General features: G+C 48.9%; 13 protein-coding genes. 9 read left to right on the top strand and 4 right to left on the bottom strand.

Annotated elements, in window-relative coordinates; genetic code table 11:
- The first annotated feature begins 120 nt into the window (after positions 1 to 120).
- The 6 genes from DXC51_RS28330 (at position 121) to DXC51_RS28300 (ending at position 8,924) form a co-directional block, all read left to right on the top strand.
- Positions 121 to 384 (top strand): HPr family phosphocarrier protein, encoded by a 264-nt coding sequence (locus DXC51_RS28330; protein WP_009251435.1) that lies wholly within the window; start codon positions 121 to 123, stop codon positions 382 to 384.
- Positions 385 to 557: 173 nt separating this feature from the next.
- Positions 558 to 2,234, top strand: a complete 1,677-nt coding sequence (gene leuA / locus DXC51_RS28325) for a 2-isopropylmalate synthase (protein ID WP_021638724.1) — start codon at positions 558 to 560, stop codon at positions 2,232 to 2,234.
- Between the two features lie 325 nt (positions 2,235 to 2,559).
- Positions 2,560 to 4,908 (top strand): AraC family transcriptional regulator, encoded by a 2,349-nt coding sequence (locus DXC51_RS28315; RefSeq protein ID WP_117545968.1) that lies wholly within the window; start codon positions 2,560 to 2,562, stop codon positions 4,906 to 4,908.
- A 346-nt stretch (positions 4,909 to 5,254) separates the two neighbouring features.
- Positions 5,255 to 6,226: an ABC transporter permease gene (locus DXC51_RS28310; RefSeq protein WP_025488423.1), complete on the top strand. Its 972-nt coding sequence runs from the start codon at positions 5,255 to 5,257 to the stop codon at positions 6,224 to 6,226.
- 15 nt (positions 6,227 to 6,241) lie between these two features.
- Entirely contained in the window at positions 6,242 to 7,162 is a 921-nt protein-coding gene (locus DXC51_RS28305) for a carbohydrate ABC transporter permease (RefSeq protein WP_117545966.1), read from the top strand.
- A gap of 67 nt (positions 7,163 to 7,229) precedes the next feature.
- Positions 7,230 to 8,924 (top strand): extracellular solute-binding protein, encoded by a 1,695-nt coding sequence (locus tag DXC51_RS28300; protein WP_021638718.1) that lies wholly within the window; start codon positions 7,230 to 7,232, stop codon positions 8,922 to 8,924.
- Between the two features lie 338 nt (positions 8,925 to 9,262).
- Here DXC51_RS28300 and DXC51_RS28295 read toward each other — a convergent pair whose 3' ends face one another.
- Positions 9,263 to 10,429 carry a DUF3048 domain-containing protein gene (locus DXC51_RS28295; protein WP_021638717.1) on the bottom strand — a complete coding sequence of 389 codons (1,167 nt, stop codon included), beginning with the start codon at positions 10,427 to 10,429 and terminating at the stop codon, positions 9,263 to 9,265.
- 302 nt (positions 10,430 to 10,731) lie between these two features.
- Here DXC51_RS28295 and DXC51_RS30200 point away from each other — a divergent pair, with 302 nt between their 5' ends.
- The 3 genes from DXC51_RS30200 to rfbD all read left to right on the top strand — a co-directional run bounded on the left by DXC51_RS30200 (position 10,732) and on the right by rfbD (position 13,496).
- The gene (locus DXC51_RS30200) at positions 10,732 to 10,911 is read left to right on the top strand and encodes a response regulator (protein ID WP_243003287.1); all 180 of its coding nucleotides are present in this window, start codon (positions 10,732 to 10,734) and stop codon (positions 10,909 to 10,911) included.
- A 19-nt stretch (positions 10,912 to 10,930) separates the two neighbouring features.
- The gene (locus DXC51_RS28285) at positions 10,931 to 12,379 is read left to right on the top strand and encodes an alpha-L-fucosidase (RefSeq protein WP_117545964.1); all 1,449 of its coding nucleotides are present in this window, start codon (positions 10,931 to 10,933) and stop codon (positions 12,377 to 12,379) included.
- A gap of 259 nt (positions 12,380 to 12,638) precedes the next feature.
- Positions 12,639 to 13,496: a dTDP-4-dehydrorhamnose reductase gene (gene rfbD / locus DXC51_RS28280; protein WP_390580514.1), complete on the top strand. Its 858-nt coding sequence runs from the start codon at positions 12,639 to 12,641 to the stop codon at positions 13,494 to 13,496.
- A gap of 89 nt (positions 13,497 to 13,585) precedes the next feature.
- Here rfbD and DXC51_RS28275 read toward each other — a convergent pair whose 3' ends face one another.
- From DXC51_RS28275 to DXC51_RS30350, 3 genes are all read right to left on the bottom strand, one after another.
- Entirely contained in the window at positions 13,586 to 15,508 is a 1,923-nt protein-coding gene (locus tag DXC51_RS28275; protein WP_147332419.1) for a DUF6020 family protein, read from the bottom strand.
- A 97-nt stretch (positions 15,509 to 15,605) separates the two neighbouring features.
- On the bottom strand, positions 15,606 to 16,442 hold the full coding sequence (locus DXC51_RS28270) for a helix-turn-helix transcriptional regulator (RefSeq protein WP_162162442.1): 837 nt from the start codon (positions 16,440 to 16,442) through the stop codon (positions 15,606 to 15,608).
- 190 nt (positions 16,443 to 16,632) lie between these two features.
- Positions 16,633 to 16,767, bottom strand: coding sequence for a hypothetical protein (locus DXC51_RS30350; protein WP_278337000.1), 135 nt, complete (start codon positions 16,765 to 16,767; stop codon positions 16,633 to 16,635).
- Positions 16,768 to 16,791: the final 24 nt, after the last annotated feature.

Raw genomic sequence — 16,791 nt, 5'->3', positions numbered from 1 at the left:
AGGGTAAAAACTGCCATAAAACGCGGGGCAAAGCCCTTGAGAAGTAAGCAGAATGATGATATACTTAATGCAGGCAGGGAGTGCTTTCCCTGCAGGGCAGAAGAAACAGGAGGTATTTTCATGGTAAGCCAGAAGGTTGTTATAAAGAATCCTACAGGGCTGCATCTAAGACCGGCAGGCATCCTGTGTAAAGAAGCGATGCAGTTTAAATCGCTGATTACGTTTACGTTCCGAGACAGTACGGCGAATGCCAAAAGTGTTCTCAGCGTACTTGGTGCATGTGTGAAGTGTGGTGATGAGATAGAGCTTACCTGTGAGGGTGAAGATGAAGAAGAGGCTTTGAAGGCTTTGGTCAATGCGATCGAAAGCGGTCTCGGTGAATGATAGATAGGTTAATCAGCCCAACTCAAATGCTCCGGTAGCCAGAGAGGGCTGATTTTTTGTGCTTTTATTAGTTGAGTGTTTTGTTGCATAATTTCTGCGTAATTATACAGTAAGAAACCGGGAGCCGGACGGGAAAGCCTCTGACGGTTCTGTTTTTGTACAGGAGGTAGCGTATGCTGAATTATAAGAGATACCGGAAGAATCCGGTAATTGATTACCCGGAAAGAGAATGGCCGGGGAAGGAGATTGAGAAGGCACCGGTGTGGTGCAGCGTTGACCTGCGGGATGGAAACCAGGCGCTGATCGATCCCATGATTGTGGAAGAAAAAATTGAGATGTTCCAGTACCTGGTAAAGCTGGGCTTTAAGGAGATCGAAATCGGCTTTCCGGCTGCGAGCCAGATAGAGTTCGATTTCCTGCGTCAGCTGGTAGACCGTAAGCTGATACCGGATGACGTGCGGGTACAGGTGCTGACCCAGTGCAGGGAAGAGCTGATTGACCGCACCTTTGAATCCATTGAAGGCTGTAAACAGGCGGTTGTACATATTTACAATTCCACCTCCACCCTGCAGAGGGACGTGGTATTCCATGCTTCCCGGGAAGAAATAATTGCTATCGCGGTGAAGGGCACTAAAATGGTGAAGGAACGCGCCGAAAAGTTCCCGGGTAAAATTATTCTTGAATATTCCCCGGAGAGCTTCACGGGAACGGAGCTGGATTTTGCATTGGAAATCTGTACGGCAGTCCAGGATACCTGGGGGCCTACGAAGGAAGAGCCTATGATCATAAATCTTCCTTCCACCGTGGAGATGAATACACCCAATGTTTATGCGGATCAGATTGAATGGATGAACCGGCATTTCAAAAACAGGGAAACTATCGTGCTCAGCGTACATCCCCACAATGACCGGGGAACCGGCGTGGCAAGCTCGGAGCTGGCGCTTCTGGCCGGAGCGGAAAGAGTGGAGGGAACTCTTTTTGGAAACGGAGAGCGTACCGGAAATGTGGATCTGCTGACCATCGCTTATAATATGTTCTCTCAGGGAATCGATCCACAGCTGAATATTGAGCACATTAATGAAATTATAGAGATATATGAAAGATGCTGCAAGATGCCCATCGATGCCAGACACCCCTATGCAGGCAAGCTGGTATTCACCGCATTTTCAGGTTCCCACCAGGATGCCATTAATAAGGGCGTACAGGCGATGAAGGAAAGGAACAGCCAGATTTGGCAGGTACCTTATCTGCCGATCGATCCTTCCGATATCGGACGGGAATATGAGCCGATTGTCCGCATTAATTCCCAGTCCGGGAAGGGCGGCGTTGCCTTCATTATGGATACTTATTTCGGCTTTAAGCTGCCGAAGGCCATGCATAAGGAATTTGCGAATGTGATTCAGAAGATTTCCGAGAAGCAGGGCGAGGTATCACCGGATGAAATCATGGAATCCTTCCGTGCCGAGTATCTGGATAAGAAGGAACCCATTCATTTCCGCAGGCTGAAGATTGATGATCTGACCGGGGAAACGAATTCGGAGTTTGATACCAGGGTGACCGTGGAGTATACGGATCACGGGGAGACGAAGCAGTATACCGCTGTGGGCAACGGTCCTATTGATGCCGTACAGAGGGGACTGCAGATGGAGCTGGGCGTGCGGATTAAGGTGCTTGATTACGAAGAGCATGCGTTGCAGAGCGGATCCAATTCCCAGGCAGCGGCTTATATCCATCTTCTGGATGCGGACAGCGGCCGGGTTACCTATGGCGTGGGTGTAAGCTCCAATATTACAAGAGCCTCCGTGAGGGCTATTTTCTCCGCAGTCAACAGACTGGGATTAGGAGAATAATTAACAAAATAATAAACAGAATAAGAAGCAGGATAAAAAGAAGGATAATTGCAGCGGTCCAGGCTGGGCTGCCGCAATGAATGTCCGCCGCGCTGTGAATGCGTCAGCTTTTCCGTTGGGAAGAGGCTGCCGATTTACAGTGCGGCGGTATTTTTTATCCCAAGGAATGAGGCTGGCGGCAGTTTGGCAGCGTTTTCCTACGCTGTCAGGGATGTCAATGTTGGCGGTTGTTCGGAGACTGAGCATATGTTAAAATGGTAACAGCAGTTTTTGTTTTAACAAAAAGGCCGGTAATGAATAGGCATCGTACTGCAGGGGGTAAGGTATGAAACGTTTTTCTTTGTTCTGGCAGATTTTCATAATGATTTTTTGTGTCCTGATCATTCCCACTTCTTTGTTTTCCTATTATGCCATGGATCGTGTATCGAAATACTCGGAGGAAAGTATTGCGGTATCCAAGGTAGATAACCTGGAATCGCTCAGCAAGGCGACGGAAATGGTTCTGAACAGCTTTTCCAGGAATGTGATACAGTTTGCCAACAGCGCCTCGTACAGGAATTTGGGGGAAATCAATTCCTATCAGATCCTGAATTCCGATTTTGAGATGGTGAAAACGGCCTGGGAAGCGCAGTCCTATCTGAACAGGCTGTTCGGTACGGAAAAAATGGTGCAGTCCTGCTTTTATATCAGCGAGGACAGCGATTATGTAATCTCCACAGATAAAGGGATCTGCCGGGCGGATAACTATTCCCCCATGGACTGGCTTGAGGAGGAGACCAGTGAGAAGCCGGGGCTTTCTGGGAAATGGGTGGCGAGGAATCTGTATACCACTCAGGAGACTGAGGAAGGAAAGAGCAACCGGAACCAGGTTGCTGTGCTCTCTTATGTATATTCCATTAACCCGCTGATTTCAGCCAAAGGAGGCACGATTGTCTGTAATATTTATTTGTCGAAGCTCAGTGATTTCCTGAATCCATCCAGGCAGGCCCAGGGGATCTGCTATGTCCTGGATGAAAATAATAATGTGATCTGCCATCCTGATAAGGCGTTGTTTTCATCCGGAGATGAGGAACGTAAAATCATGGAACGGATTTCGGCTATGAAGCTGGAAAAGGGGCATTTCGGCTATGAAGAGGCGGACGGACGCTATTTATGTGCTTTTAAAAGGTCAAGCTTCAACAACTGGACCTATGTGGCAACCTACAATCAGGAGGAGGTAATGAGGCAGGCCAAGGAAATTTCCTACAGCGCCGTACTGATGATTATCCTGGCCGTGGCAGTGGAAACGATTCTGGTGCTGCTTATATCCTACCGGATATTTAAGCCCTTCCGTATGCTTTTCAACAGTGTAAAGGAAAACATGACGGAGAAAATGGCCGGTAAAATGACGGATAAAGAAGCGCCGAGAAATGAAATATATTATCTGAACGATGTATTTGAAAAGATGAAGTTCGAAGAAAGCCAGATCCACGATATCCTGGAAAAAAGGAATTCTGACGCCCAGAGGCTCCACCTGCGCGAAATGCTTACCGGGACGCTGGAATCCAGCGAGAAAAAGGAAAACCTGGAGAAGCTGTTCCCTTATGAGCATTTCATGGTGCTTCTGGCAAGCGTGGATGGGGGGAGCGATCTGCTGCGCAAATATAATTCTGACGAGCGTATGTATTATTTCCTGCAAATAGAGGATCTTTTCAATAAGAACCTGAACCAGGAGGGATATGCGGCCAGGGCCATGCGCTTCCGTTCCACCACCTGTGCGGTGGTCCTGAACATCAAAACCTATGATCAGCGTAAAGTGGCGTCCTTTATAACCGGACGCATGGGAATTTTTAAGGAGGAACTCAAAAAAATTCTGGATTATACGATGACTATCGGCGTCAGCTCTGTGCATGCGGATATTGATGATCTGAATGAATGCCTGGCGGAGGCCACGGCGGCGATGAAGCACAGGATTATAGCGGGCAAGGATCAGATCATCTTCTGGAATGACCGGATAAATGAGAGCCAGAGATACTATTATCCCTATGACAGTGAGAATAAAATCATCAATTACCTGCGATTGAAGAAAATGGATGCCATTGATCAGGAGCTGGAGCGCATCAGGGAGCAGATAGTGGCCATAGAGGATATTTCCTATGATAATGTGGTGCTTATTTACCAGCAGCTGATCGGGGCGATTATCAAGGCGCTTGTGGAAGAAAAGGTGAAGATATCCCGTTTCCTGGGTAATGGGAGAAAGGCTTATACGGCGATTGCGGAAAAGGATACCATAGAGGAGATAGAAGCCTTTTTGAAGGAATTTATTCAGACTATACTGACCTATCTGGAGCAAAGCGATGAGCAGAAAGAGGATATGAAGCTGTATGACCGGATCACCTCCTATCTGGACGGGCATTATAAGGAAGATATTGATTTTGAGGAGGCCGCCGCCAATATGGGCATCAGCTATTCCTATATGCGCCGCGTGATGAAAGAGGATGGGGATATCAGTATTGTGGATTACGTGAACCGCCTGAGAATCAAGGAAGCAAAAAGGCTGCTCCAGACAACGGAGCTGAAAACCCAGGAGGTTGCAGAGCAGGTGGGCTACCACAATGTACAGAGCCTGAACCGGTTTTTCAAAAAATACGAGGGCACAACCCCGAATGCGGTAAGAAGCCTGGACAAAAAGTAGATGGAATTTTATTGATAAAGGCCATGTTTCATCAAAATGATGGTGGAATATGGCTTTTTTAATTACTTCATATACAAAATGCTGTATGGTTTTTGATTTTAACTTTTAAAAATGACACAAAATTGGGCATAAATCAGGCTGAAAATGAAAGCAGAGTAATTATAAAAAGAAAATTAAAAAAGTATAAACTCTGGAAAAGCCCATATTTTCAGGCTTTTTTTAAACACTCAAAATTGATTCCGGCTATCAAAAATGATAATTTACAAAATTTTGTATGACGGATATACTGAGGGCAAGAAAACGGCAGACGAAATGTCGTTGCGGAAGGGAAGGAAGGGAAATTATTATGAGTGCTGTAAAGAAAGCAGTGGCAACTGATAATAAGATGACAGTGAAAAATGCCAGGAAGAAACAGCGAAGCTTTGCATCCTGTTTTAAACGGGACTGGCAGCTATATTCATTACTGTTAATACCGCTTGCGTTTTGTATCATTTTCAAATATGTTCCTATGGGATGGCTGCAAATCGCTTTTAAGGACTGGAAAATAAAGGATGGCTTTTTCGGAGGTGAATGGGTCGGGCTGGAGATATTCTCCAAGGTGTTCCATCACAGAAACTTCTTAAAGTCACTGAGGAACACGCTTCTGTTAAATGTACTGGATTTGGTGGTAAGCTTCCCGATGCCGATTATTCTGGCCTTGCTGCTGAATGAAATCAGGAGCCTCAAATTTAAAAAGGTTACGCAGACATTATTATATCTGCCTCACTTCCTTTCATGGGTTATCATCGGCGGCCTTGCTTACCAGCTCCTTTCCGTAAATACAGGTGTGGTAAACGCGCTGATTCAGGGCCTGGGAGGCACGCCGGTCAACTTCCTCCAGGAAAACGCAAGCTGGCTTGTCACTTACATTATAGTAGGGGCGTGGCAGTCCATGGGATGGGGAACCATCATTTATCTGGCCTCCATCACCTCGGTAAATCCGGAGCTGTACGAAGCGGCCAGGGTGGACGGGGCAAACAGATGGCAGCAGATGCTGCATGTAACGCTTCCCTGTATCCGGAGTACCATTGTTGTCCTTCTGATTATGCAGCTGGGCAAGATTATGGGAGGTTCCTTTGAACGTATCATGGCGCTGATGAATTACGCGGCTACGGAATATACCACCACCATTCCGGTACTGGTATATCAATGGGGTATCCAGGATATGAAGTTCAGTCAGTCTACAGCTTTAGGGCTGTTCCAGTCGGTAATCGGACTGCTGCTGGTTCTTGCCTCGGATTTCATTGCGAAACGAATGGGCGAGAACGGCCTGGTATAAGGAGGAGTTGAAAAAATGGCGGAACAGTTAAAAGTAAAAAGAAAAAAAGTATGGAATAAATCAAGGGTCTGCACCCTGATTGCTAATATTCTTATCTATACATTTGTGGCGGTTGTCAGCCTCAGCTGCGTGCTTCCGTATATCCATGTCATTGCCAAATCGCTCAGCTCGGAGAGCTTTGTCATTGCCAAAAAGGTTTTCCTGCTTCCCAAAGGCTTTACTATGGAAGCATACGTTAAGGTTTTTCATGATAATTCCTTTATCGTATCCTTTTTTGTAACGGTTATCATGACGGTCCTTTTCACCCTGTTAGGTATGGTAATCACCCTGTGCGCCGCGTATCCTCTTTCCAGAAAGGAGCTGCGGGGCAGAAGAATCATCAACTTTTTCTTCATCTTTACCATGTATTTTGCAGGCGGGATGATTCCTGACTACATACTGATTAACAAGCTGGGAATGCTGGAGAAAATGTCCGCGCTGGTTCTGCCGCTGGCCTTCAGCGCGTATAACCTGGTCATTATGAAGAACTCGCTGGAATCCAGTATCCCGGACAGCCTGGTGGAATCGGCAGTTATCGACGGCGCGAATCATTATACGATTCTCGGGAAAATTATTATCCCGCTGTCCAAACCGATTCTGGCAACCCTGACCCTGTTTTATGCGGTAGGGCGCTGGAATACATACAGTGACGCGATGTTTTATATCAAACAGAATGTGTCCTTAAGGCCCCTGCAGCTGAAGCTGTACTATCTGATTGTGGCCGCTACGGAAAGTATCCAGGGCTCCGTCAATGATGTGAATATGTCCACCATAACGGATCCGGAAATCCTGAAGGCAGCCTGTATCGTATTTGCAACAATTCCTATTATCTGTGTCTATCCTTTTGTACAGAAGTATTTCGTACAGGGCACCATGATCGGCGCGGTAAAGGGATAATGCACCCATTAACTATGGCAGTTCCCGCGAAAGCGGATGAATGTAAAACAATTTAGGAGGTAGTAAAATGAAAAAAGCTTTACAGAAAATCGTTACTGCTGGTCTGATTTCCGCAATGGCAATCGGCACCCTTGCAGGATGCGGCAGCTCTAATGAGACCGCTTCAACACCGTCACAGCCCGCTGAATCCAAGGCTGAAGCGTCCACGGAAGCGGCAGCGGAGTCCACAGAGGCAGGCGATACGGCAGCCGCCGGAGAATTTACGGATTATTCCGCCGGATTCCCGGAGACTGTAACACTCCAGGTTCCCGTATATGAAAGAGGCTGGGAAGGCTGGAATCCCACGGACAACTACTGGACCAAATGGATTCAGGAAAATTTCGGCGACAAATATAATGTAAACGTAGAATTTGTTTCCATCGGCCGCTCCACCGAGGTACAGGACTTTACACAGCTTCTGTCCGCAGGAAGCGCTCCCACTTTTATTTTCCACTATGATTATCCCAATATCCTGGCGTACTATTCCCAGGGCGCATACCAGGAACTGAATGCGGATGAAATCGCTTATTACGCTCCTACCTTCTGGGGAACCATGGGAGAAACCATCCAGGACTACGGCGTTATCGACGGCAAGCTGATGGTAGTTATGGGCAACAGGACAGAGCTGGTATCCTCCAACTGGGGTACTCTGGTACGTAAGGACTGGATGGACGCGCTGGGAATCGATATGCCCACCAACCTTGACGAATACAACGACATGCTGATGAAATTCAAGGAAGCCGGCTATGGCTATGCATCCGCCCCGCTGCTTGCAAAATCCTTCAACTTTGACTACAACTTCAGAGGCTGGCCGTATGACGAAGAAGGCAGAGCTCTTAACTCCGACCTGGCAGTTGCTTCCTTTACCTGGGAGCCTACCAAGGCTTATCTGAAAAACCTGAATTATCAGTACCAGAACGGTCTGGTTGACCCTGACTTCTATCTGGATACCGACGGAAACCAGTCCAAATCCAACTTTGTTGCAGGCAAGGCAGCAACCTATGCATGCTACATTAATGCAGGAACCCAGGAAAACGTAATCGATCCGCTGCTTGAGCAGAACCCGGATGCTGAAATCGTGATTCTTGACCCTGCTGCAGAAGTACCCGCAGGCGACAAGCCCCAGGGACGTAAATACTGGCCTTTCGGCATGATTTATGGTATTAATGCAGACGCTACCGACGAAGAAAGAATTGCAGCCTGGATGTATATCGAATGGATGAGCCAGGAAGACGTAATCGATACCCTGCAGAACGGCTTTGAAGGCAAGAACTACGAAGTAAATGAAGAAGGCGTTAAGGTTCCTACCGGCTACACAGGAGAAGAGAAGCTGTCCAATAACGACAATGGCGACTACTGGTGCATGGTAAATGCCAACAAGCAGTATGCAACCGAAGAAGAATGGAGAAAATCCATCATCTACGTAAATGCCCCCGTAGGCTATGAATACCTCATTGAAGATATCCTTTCCTACAATGACAAATATGATGAATACCGTACACCGGATACCTGCTTCACAGTACCGATTGAAACACTGGCTGAGTACTCCTCCGACCTTGCTGAGCTGTGGAAAGAATCCTATGTACAGATTGTTACCAAGGCGGCCACAGAGGAAGATTTCGAATCCATGTATGAGCAGATGAGCCAGCAGTATCTGGATGCAGGCTATCAGGAAATCCTGGATGAGAAGAAAGCGGCATATGATGCCGGAGAATTCCACTAATCCGCTGCGAGGTATAAGCTGCGAAATTACTTATAATAAATTACCTGTAATATAAGTACAGAGTCCGGCTTTTGATACAGAACGCGCCTGCAGGCGCGGTAAGATAAAAAGAATGCCGCTTCAGAAACTTCTGAAGCGGCACTTTTTATTCCCGCGAGCAACGAGCCAAGTATCCATGCTTGCATGGATATTTGGCGACTGCCGCGAGGGTCAAATACCCCGCTGCTCTGCAGCGCTGCAAGTTTGATACCCCGTTGCTTGCAGCGGGGGCTTTGATTGGAGTAAGGCGGAACCGCTGGGCGGGTCCGCCGCTGCCTTTGCTGCATGGCAGGACAGTTTTATTCGTCGTAGCCAAAGGTATCTCCGTCTTTTACAATACAAATCATGGTCTTTCCGGTGTTCAGCTCAATTTCATTGCCGTTGTCATCATAGAACTTTGTCGGTTCGTAATCCGCCGTCTTTTTCCAGTTGACATGGATGCCTCTGCCGTTGGTGAAATAATAGCCGTCCCGTTTGGTGTCATGTACCTGGAAGGAAAGATAACCGTTCTCATCCCTTACTTCCTGATAAGCGAACTGGATCAAGACATTTTTGAAGGCCAGCTGCTTGTTATCGAATCTGGCATCCACATGGGGCTTGCCGTATTCAAAGCGGTAATAAAGCCCGTCTTCTGCATTGTATTCGAAAGAAGTTTTGGAAACGGTGTAGGTCTTTGCCATATCAATCTTGCTTGCAGAAAATGAATTCTGGTATTGCTCCAGGGTGTTGGGGCTGGATTCGGGAGCAAACTTAAAGTGATCCGGTTTGTAATAATCTTCCCGGTAGGTTTTGGAGATTCCCAGCTTGTCCATGGCCTCATTTGCCCCTTTGGCGCTCAGGTAAGCATTCTGGGGAGCCTTCCTGTCGGAGGTACGGTAATAGGCATTGCCGTATACGCCCTTTTTCCCGGTGCCGCCGTAATTGGCACCGGTGACGTTGTTGGTGCTCTTCTGCTCAATGACAGGCGCGATATAAAAAGGACCGCCGAAATGGAAATAAACGGCATCCCATTCAAAGGACCAATATACAAAATAATCACGGCAGCTTCTTACATTGCCGATCCGATCCATGTCGTCCCGGTCCCAATCCTTGAAAACAGCCATAAGACGGGTGATCCTGGCTTCTACGGGACATTCGTACAGGATGTCCGCCCTGGAAAGGCTGTAATGGGGCAGCGCTGTAGAATCATTGGGAACCATCACTGCAATGGGACGCTGGTCTGCAATGTCTCCTGAAATCCATTCATTTGTCAGCGTGCTTCTCACCATTCCTTCTTCGGGAGGAACTTCCTCATTGGCTTCTTGCGTTGCCGTTTCGCTTTCTGTTTCCACGGGGACGCTTTCCGGTGTTTCCTGAACCGCGGCTGAAGTCGTTTCTTCCGCAGGTGATTCTTCCTTCTTCCCGCAGCCAAAAAGGAGCGCGGCGCAGGAGATGCCTGCCAGGAGTAATACGCTCAGTTTTTTCATTGTAAATCCTCACTTTCCTCACGATTTTTCTCAGGTAAAGAACGGCGCCCTGCGTGAAGGCGCCGTTTTCTGCCCGGACCTCTGTAAAAGAGGGCCGGTGTAAACTCATAAACCCTAATTGCCATTATAGTCAAAAAGGGAGGGCTTGTCACTATGCTTTAATGAAAATTAAGGAATTGACTGGCCTGCCTTTTTCGTACGGAAATGTGCCTTCTCAAGGATTTCCATTTTTGGTATACTTTACAAGGATGGGTAAAAAAATAAAGGGTTGATAGCAATTTTGTACAAAGAAAAGAGGAAAAATGTATAGGGTATTATTTGCGGAGGATGAACTGCTTGTAAGGCTGGGCCTGAAAAATTCTATCAGGTGGACCGATTATGAAATGGAAGTGGTGGGAGAGGCGGACAATGGGACAACGGTTCAGGTATCGGAATGTTTCCTGAATTGTTATCCGTATTGTTATCCGCCGGAATGGATTTGAAAAAGGAGGAGGAAAAAAGATGGACACGAAAGAGCTGTACCCCGGTTATGGGGAGGATGTGAGGCTTACCCGCGTGGTGCCCGCGCCGAGGCAGATTGCACATCAGGAGCTGGAATATTTCGGCTTCATTCATTTTACGGTCAATACCTTTACGGGAAGGGAATGGGGGAACGGGGAGGAATCCCCCGCCATTTTCAATCCGGAGAAGCTGGATGCAGGGCAGTGGGTGGAAACGGCGGTCAGGGGAGGAATGACGGGCCTGATTCTCACCTGTAAGCATCATGACGGCTTCTGCCTGTGGCCCAGTGCATATACGGAGCACAGCATTAAAAATTCTCCCTATAAAGGGGGAAAAGGTGACATCGTAAGGGAGCTTTCCGACGCCTGTCGGGAATCGGGACTGAAATTCGGCGTTTATTTGTCTCCCTGGGACAGAAACCAGGAAACCTATGGTACGGGTAAGCCCTATGATGACTATTATGTAAACCAGCTTACGGAGCTTCTTACCAATTACGGGGAAGTATTTACCGTTTGGCTGGACGGCGCCTGCGGAGAGGGGCAGAACGGCAAAAAACAGGTGTATGACTGGGAGCGCTATTATGAGGTGGTGCGCCGTCTGCAGCCGGAAGCCAATATTTTCGGCTGCGGGCCGGACGTAAGATGGTGCGGCAATGAGGCCGGGGACACCAGGCCAAGCGAATGGAGCGTGGTAGCCGCAGAGCTGGCGGATGCGGAGAAGGTAGCCTCTGAAAGCCAGCAGGAGGACAGCGAGGAATTCCGGCAGAAAAAGCTGGTCAGCACGGATATGGATCTGGGCAGCAGAGCTGTCCTGAAGAATAAAAAGAATCTGATCTGGTATCCTGCGGAGGTGGATGTATCCATCCGCCCCGGCTGGTTTTATCATGAGGAAGAAAACGATAAGGTGAGATCCTTTGAAAACCTGAAGGAAATCTATTTAAAATCCGTGGGCGGTAACTGTACGCTGCTGCTGAACATCCCTCCGGATACGGACGGACTGATCCGGGAGGAGGACCGAAGGAGCCTGTTTATGCTGGGGGATTTCATCCGGGAGTCCTTTGGCAGGAATCTGGCTGAGGAAGCGGTACTTACCGTAAAGCCGGAGAAAGACCGGGATGGGAAGGACGGAAGCGTTCTTCTTAAGAAGGGTGAGGAAACCTGGTTCGGCAATCCGGACGGCCTGCGTGAGCTGGAGGTGGAGTTTACCTGGGCAGAGGAGCGCTGCCTTAATTATCTGGTGGTGCAGGAGGCGATCCGGTTCAGCCAGCGCGTGGAGCAGTTTGAAGTATACTGCCTGGATGGACAGGGCTGCTGGAAGCAGATCGAAAAAGGGACGACCGTGGGATATAAGCGGATTGTGCCGCTGCATGGGGCGCCAACGAAGGGGCTTAAGCTTGTGGTCACGGACGCGCGGGTGGCGCCTGTCCTGGCATTTACGGGCGTTTATTAAAGAGCGGATTCTGATGGGGCATTCCGGCGTTATATATTCTGGCCTGACCGTGATAGTTCAATCGTCCGGATTGGGGAACCGCCGCGTCTGACCGCCTGTCCCATGCTTTCCTGAAAACATACCGGAAAATTTTACTGAAAACATTCCTGAAAACAACCCTGTGGTAAAATCGCGGTCTTGGTGATATAATTAAGAAAAAATGTAACCACGCAGGCAGATTTTCCCGTACTTTCAGGAAAACGGCTTCTGTCCGCGGAGAATTTGGAGGTTTTCGATGAAGAAAATAATTGTAACCGGATGCAACGGACAGCTGGGACGGGCTGTTAACCTTTTTTTTAAAGATGCGGCAGATATCAGCTTTGTGAACACGGATGTGGGAGAGCTGGACATTACTAATATTGATAAGGTAATGGAGCTGGCAAGGGAAGTAAAGCCCTATGCAATCATCAACTGCGCGGCCCATACGGGCGTGGATGCCTGTGAAACGGAATATGACAAGGCTTTTAAAATCAATGCCATCGGCCCCAGGAACCTGGCCATTGCGGCAAGGGAGACCGGCGCAAAGCTGATGCATATTTCCACGGACTATGTATTTGACGGAAAAGCGACAAAGCCCTATGTGGAGACGGATGCCACCAATCCCCATGGCGCTTACGGTTCCACCAAGCTGGCAGGCGAGAATTTTGTGAAGGATTTTGCGGACAGGTATTTTATTCTGAGGACGGCCTGGCTGTACGGCGATGGCAAGAACTTTGCCAAGACCATGCTCCGGCTTTCCGAAGATCATGATATGGTAACGGTGGTAGGGGATCAGTTCGGTTCCCCCACCAGCGCGGCTGAGCTGACCAAGGCCATTAATGCGCTGCTGTTTACGGAAAATTACGGAACCTTCCACGCAACCTGTGAAGGCTCCTGCAGCTGGGCTGAGTTTGCAAAGGAGGTATTCCGGCTGGCAGGTAAGGCAACGCAGGTAAAGGCGATTACCACCGAGGAATACGGCGCGGCCGCGCCCAGGCCGGCTTATTCCGTACTGGAAAACAGGATGTTTAAGCTGACCACGGACTTTATGTTTGCGGACTGGCATGATGCGATTGCGGAATATATTAAGACGCTGTAAAAGATATAGAGGATATGAGGGAAGCTGCGGTACTCGCAAACAGTACTGCAGCTTCTTTCATTTCGTGATTTTCAGATGTCTGTAATTACTTATTTCTTTGGAACGGAGATTTTTTGGAACGGAGATTTTTTCCTGCTGTTTTCTTTCCGGTCCGCTTTTTGGGCATTGGCTCCCGGTCCGGGGCCGGCGATCTCAAGCCCTGCATGTATCAACAGCGGCATGGACAGAATGAGCGAATAGGCATATCTTACGTCGGACGCCACCGGTGTTGCGGCGCACAGCGTAAGAAGGATGGCAAAGAACGGCAGGTACAGAATCCAATTCTCCTTTTTCCCATTTAACAGACAGTTGGCAAACAGGAACACAGCCGCCCAGGTAAATGCGCCGATGCTGTAAAGCAGTCCGTAGAGCGGGAAAATAGTATACAGCTTGGAAAGGATCTCCACAATTTTCGTCACAGCCTGGCCGCGCAGCACAGGCTGCCAGGACAGGCCCAGTTCATTGGGGGAAATCCCTTCATTTGTAAGAAGGCCCGGCGCATCCGGGAACCAGTAGCCCTTTGTCTGATCCACAAAAGCATTCCAGTAATCCAGCGGATATTTAAGCCCCAGCTGTACCCAGAGCCTGAGATACTCGCCCTTATGCGCCTCCAGATATTCCGGATGCCCATACTGGATCAGCGCCTTCACCGGATCGGAAAGCTCCGGCTGATAATAATCCGCAATTGCCGAATACTCCACGGTTTTTCCCAGCAGCTCCTTCTGTTCCCCGGACAGCTCCCTTCCTTCATAAACCACCCGCGCTATCTGCTGGGCCGGAATGGAGAGCGATTCGGAAAACGCAGGCTGCGCCACATCAAAGGCCTCCATGACAGGCCCTTTTACCAGGAACACAACAGCCAGTACCAAAACCTGCAAAGGTAAGATTATCTTCCAATGCCTTCGGAAAGCATATACCAGAAAAGGCATGGAAAACACAAAGGCATACAGCCCGTTAGAGCGCATCAGGCACACCAGGACGCCGCTTATGCCGAACAAAACAAGCAGCCCGGGCCTCTCTCCAAACCTGCGCCCCTCACAGCAGAGCGGCAGCAGCTGGTAAACGCTCAGTACGAACAGAAGAAACAACCCGGAAAAAAGAATATCCTTCCACATGGTCACAGCAAAAATCCCGTTATAAGGCACCAGGGCATAAAAAAGCAGGAAACAGAAGCACAGCTTTTTTCCCGCGCCGCGCCGGAACAGAACCTGCAGCCCATAAGTAACGATCAGAGCCATGGCAATCATCTGAAAAACCGTATAACATGCAATCCCCGCATACACATCATGAAATACCGCATTCCCCAGGGAGGTAAACAGCTGAATCAGCAGCGTATGCACAAAAGGATGATGATTGCTGTACCCGATAAGCCCGCCCGCCTGGCTGAACTGGCTTAAGCTGTCGGGCGTCATTACCCCGGGAAAATCATAAAGGAACCAGGGAAACCAGCATGCCAGCAGAAGCAGGAAAATCAGCCAGAACGGCTGCCCCGAATTTTTCACTCCGTCCGCCTGCCCCGTCCCGGCTTTCTTCGCATTTCCCTCCACAATTCTCCGGATCCGCTCCGAACGCTTCTCCAGCAGCAAAAACAAAAACCCGCAGCCCCTGAAAAACAGCAAAAACAGCCCCGCCGCCGTCAGACCCAGATAAATCAGCCGGAACAGCCCGTTTTCCAATGTCCCGGTCAGTTCCCCATGCGCCGCCGCAACATAACAGAACGTATAAAAAATACCCAGGACCAACGCCGCTGTCCGCCGCTTCCCCGCGCTGCGCCCATGAACCAGCTTCTTCCCATCCTCAGAAAGCGCGCACTCCCTTTCCCTGCCGGCAGCATACTTGAAAAACTGGAAACACAACAGAAAAAGAACCAGAGTTATTATATTCGTAGTCGCAATTCCCCCAATATTAGCCAAAGCAAAAGCAGCCAGATAACCCTCCAGCAAAAAAGGAAGCCTTTCTTTCACACTATTCATACACAATCCTTTCCCGAATCCAAACCATGCCTTTGAAATCCCGCCGCCCTGTTCCCTCACGGCTGCAACTATTTTACCACGAATCCCTTTCCCCTGCCTACCATTTCCGGCGATATTCCAACGGCGTCATATTTTCCGCCTTTTTAAACACCTTAATAAAATACCCCGCGTCTGCAAAACCGCACAACAACGCGATTTCTTCAATAGAGCTGTCCGAAAAACGAAGCAGTGACTTGGCATGGGAAATCCGCCGCCCCGTCAAATCACTCCCAATCGTAATCCCATACTTCTTCTTATATTCCCTGGAAAGATGGTATTTACTAATAAAAAAAAGCCCCGACAGCTCCTCCAGCGATATTTTTTCCTGATAATGCTCCTCCAGGTACTTTCTCACCTGCATCAGCTTCGGAGAAAGCTCCCTTCCCTCCCCGGCCTCAGCCCTGTTTTCCAGAAAACAAAGCGTAATCAAATCCGTTAGATATTTATGTGCGCTCAGCTCCATCAAAGAAGGCTTCTCCTGCATCAAACCGAAAAGGTCGGTTAAACTATCCGTAAAGGCCGCGGCATTGGCCGGATGAAAAATCGACCCCCGATCCTGTTCCTGATAAGCCTTATAAAAATCATCCGCCCCATTCCCGTTAAAATGCACCCACATCAAAGTCCACGGATGCTCCGCCGTACTTTCGTGGGCATACTGGTTCCGGCAGTTGATATACACACAATCCCCCGCCCGGATAAAATGCTTCTTCCCCCGGTAAGTCAGATACCCCTCCCCCTGAATTACCGTCAGAAAAAGATAAGAACTGATATTTTCCCTGGAGCTGATATGCGGCTCCATACTCGTCAGCGTCCCGATCTCCTGCACATAAAGATAATGCTGCCTCGCATAAGCAGAAGGCGTCGCCAACACACGATCAGACAAAGACTTCCCCATAACCATAAAACCTCCTTTTGGTGAGGGATATCTTTGAGGTGAGTATCGGTTTCCCGGGTGCCTTCCCGGGCGGGAGTGAGGGGATGGTGTGTGGGCCGGGTGGGGACATGGGCTGGGGGAGGGCTGTTTCTGCTGCGGCCTCTGTTTCCGGTCCCTGTTCTGTGCGGTCGGACTCAAAAATGGGGGATTCCTAACTGTTTCTTTTTCCCGCAACCAGTCTGGTCGGCTTGAACTCCTCGCAGACGACTGGCGTCGTCTGTTCGTCAGACAAAGCCTCCCGGGCAGACTGGCTGCGGAAAAAAGAAACAGTAAGGAATCTCACCATTTTTTCGTGACTCCCTTACAGAAT

This window comes from Eisenbergiella massiliensis, from assembly GCF_003435485.1.
This window is presented reverse-complemented; position numbering and strand designations above follow the sequence as displayed.